Consider the following 12,865-nt stretch of genomic DNA (forward strand, 5'->3'; position numbering starts at 1 on the left):
ATCTGTGGCCTTTTTTTATTAGTGGTGGCTGGCCGCCCAACCGGCCGTCTTAGCTCAAGCGGTCTGCTTTCTCTTCTTCGCAGATTTCTGGCTTTCTAACACATCTTGAAAAGCCATCAATAGGTCAATGGCCGATAGCATGCCGACCAGCTGTCCTGTCTTATCCAATACCGGCGCTGCGCCAACTTGAAAGTCCAGTACCGTGCTGATCGCTTTGGTGAGGGTATCGTAGGTGCGGACATGGACGATGTCCCGGATCATCACATCACGTATATGCCACTCATCCGTTAGATGGTATTCGTGGCCGATTTCTGGGGATTCATCAACCCAGCCCGGGCGGCGAAGCTCCCTGTCGCTCACGATCCCAACCAGTTGCCCTTCGTTATTGACCACGGGTAAATGGCGGATGTTTTCGTCACGCATCAAGAAAAAGGCTTCTCTGAGGCCGGTTTCCGGTGAGGTGGTGATAACTTTGCGAGTCATGTATTCCGAGACTTTTGTTGGCATTGCATCTTCCTTTTATTCAAAGTTGATGGGTGTTGCCTGATTTACCGTAGCGAAAATTTGATGTGTGATCTGCGAGCTGTCGCCAGTTTTTACCCAGGAAAAGATCAATTTGAAAACATAATCGTAATAAATTGCGTATCTATTGATGGCTCTGTTAAGGTGGCGGTCTTAACGATTAAAACGGCTGATTTGCCGGTTCAGGTTCGGATAAGGAATTATTGTGGATTCAGTAACACAAGCCGCACTGGGGGCGGCGGTCGCCGGTGCGGTGGCAGGAAGGAAGTGTACGCCGAAGGTGTTGTTGGCTGGTGCTGCTTTGGGCACGCTACCGGATCTTGATGTCTTGATCAGCTACGGTGATCCTGTGTCTGATATGGTGAAACACCGGGGATTCAGCCACTCGCTGTTCGTGCTCATTCCGTTTTCATTTTTACTCAGCTGGTTATGGCAGGCATGGCGACCAACCCGGTTCAGCTTCACTCACCTATGGCTATTGGTCGCAGCCTGCTTGGTCACTCATCCGTTGCTCGATTCATTTACCGCATACGGCACCCAGTTGTTTTGGCCAATCAATGCCCCGATCGCTATTCCTAGCTTGTTTATTATCGATCCGCTCTACACGGTACCTCTGCTGCTGGTACTGCTGGCAAGCCTGCTGTGGCGAGATCGTATTGCCAAGCTCTGCACCGCTGGGCTTGCGGTTTCATCCTTGTATATCGTTTGGTCGGTGAGCGCGATGAGTGTGATTGACAGCAGGGTGGAGCAGCAACTGGCGGGGACGCCGCTTGCCGGGCAGCCGGTCTTTATAACCCCGACACCATTTAACACCGTACTTTGGCGAGTCGTAGTAAAGGGAGAAAATCACTACTTCGAGGGGCTGTCGTCGATATTGGATGGTGATACCGAGATTGATTTTCTGCAAAAAACCTTGGGCGCATGGCCGGAGCAACTGGGTTCAGAGCATCAACAGATGCTGGAGCGTTTCGCGGGTGGGTTCATCAAGTACGAGCAGCGCCAGTCTCAAATCGTGGCATCGGTTTTGAGAATGGGGATGGGGGAGCAGTTGGCTTTCCAGTTCGCATTGGCAGAAAATAGCAACGGTTGGACAAGTATTGAGCCCGTTAGGGTCGAAAGCCCGAGGGGCAGGCTGGCCCAAATCCCTAACTTGTGGCTTCGGTTGTTAGGTAACCAGGATATTGATGCCAATTTATGCCATGTCTCTGAATGTCCGCAGCAGTCCGTACCGCTGGCGAGCCGATGAACAATAGACGCTAACAGAAATCAACTTGATGGCTGTCTAGGGTATAACTAATTGCCTTGGCAGCCATTTTTTCGCTGTGCTGCGATAAAAGTGTAGCATCTTGGTTAATATCTGGTTTGTCATTAGTGCGGTTTCTGTAGCTAGCTATCGCTTAGCATACAGCATTTCTATGCTGCCTTTCACAGTTCAAATTACCCACAAGAAAGAACTTGCGTAAATTGATACTCATCAATTAGCTGCGAGCCATACGCTGCCATTATGCCTCCAATTTCATCTAACTACCTCTTATGGGGTAAATATTTCGATATAGGGAGATAGCGAATATGCTGTACTTGGAGTTTTTATTTCTCCTATTGGTGCTCTACGCTGGTAGCCGTTTTGGGGGCATTGGCTTGGGGGTGGTTTCGGGGTTAGGCCTGCTGGTTGAAGTCTTTATTTTCAGGATGCCGCCGACCTCTCCGCCGATCACCGTTATGTTGATTATCCTGGCCGTTGTGACCTGTGCATCTATTCTGGAAGCGGCTGGCGGCCTCAAATACATGCTGCAAGTTGCCGAGCGTATTCTGCGCAGCAACCCTAAGCGCGTTACTTTCCTTGGCCCACTGGTCACTTACACCATGACGTTTATGTTGGGTACCGGCCATGCGGTTTATTCCATCATGCCGATTATCGGTGATGTGGCGCTCAAGAACGGCATTCGCCCCGAACGGCCGATGGCAGCGTCTTCTGTTGCTTCCCAGCTAGCCATCACCGCCAGTCCAATTTCGGCAGCCGTGGTGTACTACCTCGCCCAGTTGTCTGGTGTTCAGGAAAGCATCCACCTGTTGACCATCCTGATGGTGACTGTGCCATCAACCTTGCTGGGTACCTTCTTACTGTCACTATACAGCTTGCGACGCGGTGCCGATCTGACCGAGGATCTGGAGTACCAGCGTCGCCTGCGTGATCCGCTATGGAAAGATAAAATCCTACACACCACGGCGACCTCACTGGACGAGAAGCTGCCGACGTCCGCCAAGCATGCGGTATTGCTGTTTATCCTGGCGTTGGTATCGATTGTGGTTGTCGCCATGGTGCCTGAAATTCGCACTATCGGTGACAGTGCCAAGGCCATTCCAATGTCCGTTATTATCCAGATGATGATGCTAGCCTTTGGCGGCCTGATTCTGTTGGTAACCCGTACCAATGTGCAGAAAGTGCCTGAAGGGGTCGTGTTCAAATCCGGTATGGTGGCGGCGATTGCTATCTTCGGTATTGCCTGGATGAGTGATACTTATTTCCAGTATGCGATGCCGTCATTCAAAACCGGTATTACCGAAATGGTACAGGACTACCCGTGGACATTCGCGCTGGCGCTGTTCATTGTTTCTGTGGTGGTAAACAGCCAGGCGGCAACAGCTCGTATGATGCTGCCTGTCGGGATGGCAATGGGCTTAAACCCTGCACTGCTTATTGGTTTGATGCCAGCGACCTATGGCTATTTCTTTATTCCAAACTATCCATCGGATATCGCGACTTGCAACTTCGACGTTACCGGTACGACCAAAATAGGTAAATGGTACTTTAACCACAGCTTCATGGTGCCGGGTTTGATCGGGGTGGTCTCTGCCTGTGCGTTTGGTTATACGATAGCGCAAGTGATTGTTTAAAAATCAAGCGAACAAGCAGGTATTGAAAAACAAGCCAGTGACTTCGGTCACTGGTTTTTTTGTATTATGAGTAATTAAAGTTATGTAAGTTGAGATAAAAAATATTCAACCAGGCAATTAATTGAGTATATAATTGATTAAAAAGTATCTTATTTAGTTAGGGTTTGGCGGTGTGTTATTAACCGCTGTTGTGATGGTTGAGTGTAACTAGGAAATTGGTGAGGTAGAAATTAACAGTTTAAAACGGGTTTTGACGGTGACAGACTTTGAGTCTCTTCGCGCAAAAATGCACAACAAGGTCGTCAAAAAAGCTGAGGCTTACTACAAGAATAAGCTGGGCAAATCCAAGAAGTCTCAATCGCACCAAGAGTAAACGCAGATTTGAAAAAGGGAGTGAATATTCACTCCCTTGTACTTTTAATCGTGAGAATTACGGTAGCCAGGCTCTTCGGCGTCCTCGTAAGGCCAATAATGATGACCGATGCGAATGATGAGGGTTGCCGCGGCCAAAATGAAGGCGGCAACTGACAGCCAGACAATGTATGCCCCATCAAGTTCTTTCATGCCCAGTGTGATGTATCGGGCGATTGCCATTATCGCAATGTAGATCGGATAACGAACCGGGATCTTACCATTGGTTACGAACTGCTGAACCATCGCCAGCACTTCAAGATAAATAAACATCAGCAAGATATCGGTCAGTGCGATTTGGCGGTTGGTATAAATCACAATGAACTCATTGATCATCGCAGCCAGGGTGGCCAGGGTGATACCGACCAGCAGGATAGCTTCGAGAATGTGAAACAGTTTCAGGAATATCTCACTGAATTTTTTTGGTAAATGTGAAGGCATTGCTGTCCCTTGTAAGACTTGTTATTGACCTGTGTTGAAGGCCTGTTATGAGCCAAATATTGGCTTTTTCTTACCGTGGGTCAAGTAAAAAATGTGACAAAGGTCGAGATTGATAAGTAGCCACATCGGTTTGGTAGAGTGGCTATTTATAAAGCACTAAGGCGGTGATAGAGGTTTACCAGTCCACGCCTTTGCGTGCCTTGATCCCCTTTTCAAAGGCATGCTTGATATTGCGAACTTCTGAGACAGTATCAGCGATTTCAATGAGTTCCCGGTGGGCACCACGGCCGGTAACAATCACCGATTGCGACTCTGGGCGATGGTTGATGGCCGCTATGACTTCGCTCAGCTCGATGTAGCCATAACTCACCATGTAGGTAAGTTCATCGAGAAGAATGACATCATAACTATCATTTCCCAACATTTTTTTACACTCGGCCCAGGTGGCTTGGGCGGCAGCGGTGTCAGCTTCTTTATTCTGGGTTTCCCAGGTAAAGCCGGTAGCCATGACCGCAAAGTCGACACCGTGTTGCTCGAGCAGGGCGCGCTCGCCACAGTCCCAGGTACCTTTGATGAATTGGCCAACGCCGCATTTTTGGCCGTGGCCGACCGCGCGCGCAATGGTTCCAAATCCGGAGGTGGATTTGCCTTTGCCATTACCGGTGATGATCAGGAAAAGCCCTTTCTCCTCTTGTGCCGACGCGACACGCGCATCTATTTCGGCCTTTACTTTCTGCTGGCGGGCTTTGTAGCGGCTGTCTTTCTGAGATTGATCTACCATGATGATCCTTATTATTGTTGGGCTACCATTGCCAATATAAGCAGATAACCTGTTACTTCAGCAAGTTGCTGACAGGCGCCAAGGCAATCTCCAGTATAGCCGCCTAGTTGCTTGGTGAACCAACGACCACAGGCATAGCGAACCAGCAGGAGGACGGCAGAGAGCAACAAGGCCGTCGGCAGCGGTAAAAACAGTAATATAAAGAAACTGGTGGCAATTAAAACCCACAAATCTTGTTGGCTTTGCTCATTGGCCAGTGGTTTGACTTTGCTTTGTTCATCGAGCCGAACATAGGAGTAGCTGAAGATAAGGCTAGCTGCAACAGCACGGCTTAAGCCGTGAAGGCAGAATAGTGCCGAAGCGGCAAGAGTCGGCGAGAGCTCTGCCAAAGCGGTCAGGCTAGACCATTTGATAGCAAGCACGACGAACAGCGCTGCCGCACCATAGGTGCCGAGCCGGGAGTCCTTCATGATCTCGAGTTTTTGTTCGGGCTGCCATCCGCCGCCAAACCCGTCAAAGACATCGGCCAGACCATCCTCGTGGAAAGCCCCGGTTAGCAGCAGGCTTGCTGCCATAGCAATGATCACCGCCACCGAAAGCGGCAGAATAAGATGGGCTAGCCAGAAGCTAGCCGCGCTCACGAGGCCGACAACCAGGCCGACCAAGGCGAAATAGCGGTTGGCCTGATTGAGCAGGTTAGGGGAGTAAGGGGTATCGGCAGGGATCGGGATCCGGGTAAAGAAAGCGAGGGCGATAAGAAAAATCTGCCCCTGCCGTTTGATTGCCTGGGAATGCAATGTCATGGTACGTGGCCTTGTTGGGTGAGATTGAAAAACAGTACGTTACTTTAAGCCGGAGTAAGATACCAGTCATTGCGTGACAGCAAATAACTGCCTTTCATGCGGATAACAATCTGGCATCTTGGTTTCTTTCCGTATACCATTCTGTTTATTTGGAACGGGGGGAGTAATGAGATGCGCGGGTTGGTCCTGATGTGTTGCCTGGTGGCGGTAGGTTGTTCAAGTCGGTTGCCGACAGAGGAAGAGCGTGCGGTATCGCAGGCAGCTAGTCGCCGTCAGCTGGTAGAAGTGAGTTATGTTGCGGATGCCAATGGGCTGCAGTGGGTATCACCGGATTTAGAATTATCGGATTACCAGCAGGTCATGGTAGAGCCAGTCAAGTTGCATCCGCGCACCCAAGCGGTGCACCAAATTTCGCCAGCTGTTTTGACGCGGGTATCGCAAAGGTTGCAGCACCGCTTGGAGCAAGAGTTGGCTGCCGGTGTCCCTGTTGTAGATAAAACCGGGCCGAAAACGGCGATCCTGAGAGTTGAAATAACCCGGGCCAGTACCGATATGGAAGATCTCAAAATCACGGAGATCCTACCTTACGGAGCGCTCATTGGTGGCACCAAGGCATTGCTAGGCACCCGGGATCGCAATGTCAGGCTGTTGGTGGAATCGCAATTGGTTGACAGCCTGAGTGATGACATTCTGGCTGAGCGGGTGAGCGTACTGCTGGCGAAAGATGTACTGGAAAATGATCGGGAAATGTTACGCTTCGAGCAAATCCAGGAAACAGTTGATACGTTTACCCAAGATATTGTCTATTTTATTCGTTTGACCGCTTATACTGCCAAAGAAAACGAAGACAGTACCCAATAAGCGTGAAGCGGTTGAGGAGTGATAATGACACAGCGGATTTTGGTGGTATGCATGGGGAATATCTGCCGTTCACCGACGGCAGAGGCGGTTTTGCGAGCGAAGATAGCGCAGCGGGGGCTAGATGTTGAGGTCGATTCTGCTGGCACGATTGGTTTTCATCAAGGCGAAATGCCGGACCACCGTGCTCGAGCCGCTGGTGAGGCGCGCGGGTACAGTTTTGAGGGAATGCGTGCCAGACAGATCATCGATGGGGATTTCGAAGCTTTTGACCTGATTCTGGCAGCTGATAACGATAATTTGCGAGACTTGAAGCGCGTCTGCCCGACGCATCTGCATCGCAAGCTAGCACTGTTTCTTGAGTATGGCCGCCAAGATGTCGCGGAAATTCCAGACCCCTATTACGGTGGTCAGCGCGGCTTCGACTATGTGCTCGATCTGGTTGAGGATGCGGCGGACGGTTTACTCGATAGACTATAGCGGCTTGATGCCGACATATATAAAACGCCCGCATTGAATGCGGGCGTTTTATATTGGTATCACCTTATGGATTAGCCGAGGGTATCGGTCGCGACCTTGTAGGTCGGGTCTTCCAGCAGGTTCACTTCGACCAGGTTACCTGCTTTTTTCAGTAGCGAGCGGCACTCAGGGCTTAAGTGGCGGATATGTAGGGTCTTGCCTTGGTTAGCATAACGCTCGGCAATCGTATCGATCGCTTCAATTGCCGAGTGATCAGCTACGCGCGACTTGGCGAAATCAATGATCACATCGGCAGGATCGTTTTTGGCATCAAACAGCTCCAGGAAGTTGGACACCGAGCCGAAGAACAGCGGGCCGTCCAGCGCGTACACTTTCGAGCCGTTGTCATCAATATAGCTTGAAGCGTAGATGTGCTTGGCGTGCTTCCAGGCAAACACGAGTGCAGAGTAAATCACACCAACGATAACCGCCAATGCCAGGTCAAACGCGACAGTAACACCGGTTACCAAAATAATGGCGAAGAAGTCGTGTTTCGGTACTTTGCGAGCCATTTTGAAGCTTGCCCACTCAAAGGTACCGATAACCACCATGAACATTACCCCAACCAGCGCAGCCAGAGGGATGATTTCAATCAGTGACGAACCGAATAGGATAAACAGCAGAAGACCAACCGCACCAGTGATGCCTGACAGGCGGCCACGGCCACCCGAGTTGATGTTAATCATCGACTGGCCGATCATCGCACAGCCACCCATGGCACCGAAGACTGAACAGGTAACGTTCGCGACACCCTGGCCAACACACTCGCGGTTACCTTGACCGCGGGTACCGGTCATCTCATCAATAACGGTCAGGGTCAGCAGCGACTCGATCAGGCCTACAGCGGCCAGAATCAAGGAGTAAGGCAGGATGATGCGCAGGGTTTCCATGTTAAAGCCAACTTCAGGGAGCGCGAATGTTGGCAGTGAGCCTGCTAGGGTAGCGTTGGTATCGCCGCTCATAGAGCGGACAAAATCAATCACCGTACGGGTATCCAAACCAAGGCCGTGAACCAGTACTGTTACCGTAATGATCGCAACTAGAGAAGAAGGTACAGCTTTGGTCAGCTTCGGCAAGAAGTGGATGATGAACATCGTCAGGGCAACCAAGCCAAGCATGATGTAAAGCTGAGAGCCTTGCATCCATTGCAGGGTACCGGTTGCATCTGGCACTTTGAACTGCCCCAGCTGCGCGAGGAAGATCACGATAGCCAGGCCGTTCACGAAACCAATCATTACCGGGTGCGGCACCATGCGGATGAATTTACCGAGCTTGAATATGCCGGCGAGGATCTGCAGCACACCGGCAAGCATAATGGCGGCAAAAAGGTACTCAATACCGTGTTCTGCGACCAGGCTAACCATAACAACAGCCATGGCACCGGTAGCACCAGAGATCATACCCGGACGACCGCCCAGTACAGCCGTCACTAAGCCGACGATGAAGGCAGCATACAGGCCAACCATTGGGTCAACACCCGCCACGAAGGCAAATGCAACCGCTTCAGGTACAAGGGCAAGGGCAACAGTGAGCCCCGAAAGAACGTCATTCTTGACGGATTGTCGTGAAAATTGTGGGAATTCAAACATGCTTATAGGTTTTGATCTGACTCTGGTGATTGATTGGCGTAGCTTTGCTATTCAAGCTACAAAGCCGCGGATCCTACAGAAATCTGTGATTCAGTTCAACTTTCAAGCTGGATTATTCATCGCAGCTGTTACTTAGTGTAAGAAAGTTTGATGTCAGTTATGTTATTAGTGAAAAGTTGCAGGGGTTGCAAAGAACGGTCCCGTTAAGGGGAAATGGCAAGCAAAAAAAAGCCATGCAATTATGCATGGCTTTTCTATTAGGTTGCAAGCGTAAGCTTACTCGGCATTTGGCATCGTTGACTGAGCACCCGATGTCGCGTGGCTGGTAGCTGTCTGGCTTCCTGCCTGGCGAGCTGCGAAACGAGCTTCACGTAGCGGTGCAATAGCAACGACTCGAGCCTCAGAGGCCTCTGTCGGTGCTGGTGCTTTCGCCATTGCTGCTGTCGCGTGCTGGCCGCGCGGAGACGTGGCACAAATCTGTGCGGGTGCCGTTTCTACACTCGCAACAGTTGCTTCAGACGCTTTCGCTGCTTCTGCTGGCGCTTCAGCGCTAACTTCTGTTACAGGTTCTTCAGCAACAGCTTTTTCCGCGACCGGGGCTTCTTGCTCAGGCTCTTCTGCTGGCTGTTGGGCATGCATGCCCAGCATGGCCGCTTGTGCAGCAGCAATAGCCGCAGCAACGTCTGATTCAGCTTCTGCCTTCGGCTCTTCAGCAACAGTCTCTTCTGCAACAGTTGCTTCAGCAGTTTCAGTCACCGCAGGTGCTTCTACCGTTTGCTCTTCAGCAACTGGTGCTTCAACAACTGTCTCTTCAACAGCGGCTTCAGAACGAAGTGGGAATGCTTTACCCATGGCTAGCTCTGGCATAGCAACACCGCCTAGTACAGCAGCTTGTTCTGCAACAGGCGCTGCTTCTGGTGCTTCAGCTTCTACTGCTGCTTCGATTGCTGCTACTGCAGGTTTGCTTGCCGCAGGCCAGACTTTACCCATTGCCATTTCAGGAGAAGCAACACCACTCTTGAGGCGAACGGCCGGTTTGCGTTTCTCAACGATAGAAACCACATTCTCGATATCGTTCAGAGTATCGGTGACTTCTTCAACCGCATGACCGACAGCGTCAGTTACCATTTGCTCCATGTCTTCGCCTTTCTCTGGGCGGGTGTCACGGATACGGCGGCGGCGCTGGCCACTTGCACGCAGGTGGCGAGGAGAGCGACGGTTACGGCGCTGGCCTTCTTGCTCGCCGTTCTTCTCTTCAGTCGATTCAGCAACTGCCTTGGCTTCCTGAGCCATGGCGGTACCCATCTCTTGCAGTTCAGACTTAGCAGCAGGTGTTTCAGCGACTTCAGGCTTCGCTGTTTCAACCGCTTTCACTTCTGCGTCATCAGTGATGCGAACTTTCTTACGCATTTCGCGACGCTGGCGACGCTGTTTCACCTTAACGGTTTTTTCCTGCTCCTGACGCTGCTCTTCAACAGCCGGCTTGTCAGCTTTGGCTTTCTGATCCTGATCGCGTTCGCGACGAGGCTTTTGAGCCTGGGCATCATCACGGTCACGACGCTGGCGTTTCTGATCTTTGTCTTTACGCTGCTGCTGAGTTGGCTTCTCGGCGCTTTGCTCCTGTTTGTCTTTCGCTTTTTCATTGCGACGACGTGCTTGGCGCTGTTCGCGCTGTTCGGCAACCTGCTGCTGCTTGTTGTTTTCCGACTCAGAACGATCCTGACGGCCACGGCGATTGTCTTTACCACGGCGGTTGTCTTGCTGGCGCTCACCACGACGGCCTTCCTGACGCTCACCACGGCGGTTGTCTTGGCTGCGGCGGTTGTCCTTGCGATCGCGACGATTACGCTTGTTAGGCTCTTTCTTCTCTTTCGGTTGCTCTTCCTGCTCAGGGCCTGAGAAGAAGCTTGCAATTGCCGTGAAGATGCGGCTAAAGAAGCCTGGTTTAGCCTCGGTTGCTGCCGCCGGTGCCGCTGCCTTCTTGGTTGGCTGTGGCTTGGCTGACGGGGTGGCCGCTGTTTGTGCTGGGGCGGTAAAGCCCTGCAGAACAGGCTCCTCACGTTTTTTGGTCGTACGCTCTTGAGGGGCAGACTCAGCAGACTCAGCTTCGCGTAATGCTTCCAACGTGCTTGGCAGGTTGTATGACAGTGTATCGTGTTCATCACCAGAGCGGACACGAACCACTTCAAAGTGAGGCGTTTCCATGTTGGCATTTGGCACGATAATCACGCGTACATTGTGAGATTTCTCAATGTACTGTACCGAGCGACGTTTCTCGTTGAGCAGGTAAGACGCAATCGCCACCGGCACAATGGCCAGGACCTGCGAGGTGTTGTCTTTCAGTGCTTCTTCTTCGATCAGACGAAGGATTGAAAGCGATAGCGACTCACTGTCACGGATCACCCCGGTACCGCTACAGCGAGGACACACGTGGTGGCTAGCTTCAGCAAGTGACGGGCTCAGACGCTGGCGTGACATCTCCAACAGACCAAAACGAGAAATACGACCGATCTGAACACGCGCACGGTCCATGCGTACCGCTTCGCGCAGACGGTTTTCTACTTCACGCTGGTGGCGTACCGGAGTCATATCGATGAAGTCGATAACAACCAGGCCACCTAGGTCGCGAAGGCGCAGCTGGCGAGCAATCTCGTCTGCTGCTTCGAGGTTAGTTTGAAGCGCCGTTTCTTCGATATCGCCACCCTTGGTAGCACGGGCAGAGTTGATATCGATTGAGGTTAGTGCTTCAGTCGGGTCGATCACAATCGAGCCACCAGACGGCAGGCGAACCTCGCGCTGGAACGCGGACTCGATCTGGTTTTCGATCTGGTAGTGGTTAAACAGCGGGGTTTCGCTGTTTTCATACAGTTTTACTCGAGACAGGAAGTCTGGACGAACCTGCTGGATGTGATCGCGAGCGCGGTCAAAGATTTTCTTGCTGTCGATAACGATTTCGCCGATATCACGGCGTAGGTAGTCACGAATAGCTCGGGCGATAACGTTACTTTCCTGGTGGATCAGGAAAGGCGCCGGTGCCGAGTCTGCAGCCCCTTTAACACGCTCCCAGTGGTTAAGTAGGTAGTTTAGATCGTATTCCAGATCTTCAGCTGACTTACCAACACCAGCAGTACGTACAATCAAGCCCATGCCCTGAGGCAATTCCAGCGTGCTGAGTGCCGCTTTAAGCTGAGTACGCTCTTCACCCTCGATACGGCGAGAAATACCGCCGGCGCGTGGGTTGTTTGGCATCAGTACCAGGTAGCTACCTGCAAGTGAAATAAAGGTAGTAAGGGCGGCGCCTTTGTTGCCTCGCTCTTCTTTATCAACCTGGACAATGACTTCCTGACCTTCTTTCAGCACTTCCTTAATGTTAGGGCGGCCTTGGTAAGAGTAGTCTGCAGGGAAGTAATCGCGGGCGATTTCTTTAAGAGGGAGGAAACCGTGGCGTTCTGCACCATAGTCAACGAACGCTGCTTCCAGACTTGGTTCGATACGTGTGATGCGTCCTTTGTAGATATTTGCTTTTTTAGATTCGTGGCCAGGGCTTTCGATATCTAGATCGAACAGCTTCTGCCCATCAACTAATGCGACGCGCAACTCTTCCTTTTGAGTTGCGTTAATCAACATTCTTTTCATTATATTGTACTCGTTTTTTTTCATGTGCTAGTGCACTTAGAAACGCGTTTTTACTGGTGGTGCCGGACCCCAAGTCTGATCTTAAATGCAACCTCACGGCTGGAATTCAGGGGTGCTATGTGGCAACACGTATCATCCAACTGTACCAAGATGTTTAGATCTGAAAATGTACAGCTGGTTCACCGATGGTAACGGCGGTATCTGTCACACCAATAAAAAAATCGTCGCTTAAGGACACTAAAAAAACACTCCGAGGAATGAAACGTCTTACGCCACATGCTGCGTTTTTCATCAGAGCGGTATATATAGTCATCAGTTGGGTGTTATTCTGTTCACCCTGTTGGCAGAATAGGCAAATTTTCCTATCCTTGCACGCCAATGATAGCAGGGTGACTTTTTTGCGGCAATCT

At 51.2% G+C, this 12,865-nt stretch carries 10 protein-coding genes; 4 read left to right on the plus strand and 6 right to left on the minus strand.

The window, feature by feature from the left end:
* Positions 1-54: 54 nt before the first annotated feature.
* Positions 55-507, minus strand: a complete 453-nt coding sequence (locus tag C9J03_RS19745; RefSeq protein ID WP_039468842.1) for a CBS domain-containing protein — start codon at positions 505-507, stop codon at positions 55-57.
* Between the two features lie 220 nt (positions 508-727).
* On the opposite strand from C9J03_RS19745, the gene C9J03_RS19750 reads away from it, so the two are divergent.
* Positions 728-1,768 carry a metal-dependent hydrolase gene (locus C9J03_RS19750; RefSeq protein WP_044623810.1) on the plus strand — a complete coding sequence of 347 codons (1,041 nt, stop codon included), beginning with the start codon at positions 728-730 and terminating at the stop codon, positions 1,766-1,768.
* A 323-nt stretch (positions 1,769-2,091) separates the two neighbouring features.
* Positions 2,092-3,417, plus strand: coding sequence for an anaerobic C4-dicarboxylate transporter (locus tag C9J03_RS19755; RefSeq protein WP_044623809.1), 1,326 nt, complete (start codon positions 2,092-2,094; stop codon positions 3,415-3,417).
* Positions 3,418-3,834: 417 nt separating this feature from the next.
* On the opposite strand, the gene C9J03_RS19760 is transcribed toward C9J03_RS19755, so the two are convergent.
* The 3 genes from C9J03_RS19760 to C9J03_RS19770 all read right to left on the minus strand — a co-directional run bounded on the left by C9J03_RS19760 (position 3,835) and on the right by C9J03_RS19770 (position 5,853).
* Positions 3,835-4,269, minus strand: a complete 435-nt coding sequence (locus tag C9J03_RS19760) for a phosphate-starvation-inducible protein PsiE (RefSeq protein ID WP_039468833.1) — start codon at positions 4,267-4,269, stop codon at positions 3,835-3,837.
* Positions 4,270-4,444: 175 nt separating this feature from the next.
* Complete coding sequence (cobO, locus tag C9J03_RS19765; RefSeq protein WP_039468830.1) at positions 4,445-5,050, minus strand: cob(I)yrinic acid a,c-diamide adenosyltransferase; 606 nt, start codon at positions 5,048-5,050, stop codon at positions 4,445-4,447.
* 11 nt (positions 5,051-5,061) lie between these two features.
* Entirely contained in the window at positions 5,062-5,853 is a 792-nt protein-coding gene (locus C9J03_RS19770) for an adenosylcobinamide-GDP ribazoletransferase (RefSeq protein ID WP_044623808.1), read from the minus strand.
* A gap of 171 nt (positions 5,854-6,024) precedes the next feature.
* On the opposite strand from C9J03_RS19770, the gene C9J03_RS19775 reads away from it, so the two are divergent.
* Together C9J03_RS19775 and C9J03_RS19780 are read left to right on the plus strand one after the other, a co-directional pair.
* On the plus strand, positions 6,025-6,714 hold the full coding sequence (locus C9J03_RS19775; RefSeq protein ID WP_082060652.1) for a DUF3313 domain-containing protein: 690 nt from the start codon (positions 6,025-6,027) through the stop codon (positions 6,712-6,714).
* Between the two features lie 24 nt (positions 6,715-6,738).
* Positions 6,739-7,191: a low molecular weight protein-tyrosine-phosphatase gene (locus C9J03_RS19780; RefSeq protein ID WP_039468824.1), complete on the plus strand. Its 453-nt coding sequence runs from the start codon at positions 6,739-6,741 to the stop codon at positions 7,189-7,191.
* Between the two features lie 71 nt (positions 7,192-7,262).
* On the opposite strand, the gene C9J03_RS19785 is transcribed toward C9J03_RS19780, so the two are convergent.
* Together C9J03_RS19785 and rne are read right to left on the minus strand one after the other, a co-directional pair.
* On the minus strand, positions 7,263-8,819 hold the full coding sequence (locus tag C9J03_RS19785; protein ID WP_044623807.1) for a SulP family inorganic anion transporter: 1,557 nt from the start codon (positions 8,817-8,819) through the stop codon (positions 7,263-7,265).
* A gap of 276 nt (positions 8,820-9,095) precedes the next feature.
* Positions 9,096-12,455: a ribonuclease E gene (gene rne / locus C9J03_RS19790; protein ID WP_044624564.1), complete on the minus strand. Its 3,360-nt coding sequence runs from the start codon at positions 12,453-12,455 to the stop codon at positions 9,096-9,098.
* Between the last annotated feature and the right edge of the window lie 410 nt (positions 12,456-12,865).

The sequence above is a fragment of the Photobacterium gaetbulicola genome, assembly GCF_003025515.1.
Lineage (GTDB): Bacteria > Pseudomonadota > Gammaproteobacteria > Enterobacterales > Vibrionaceae > Photobacterium > Photobacterium gaetbulicola.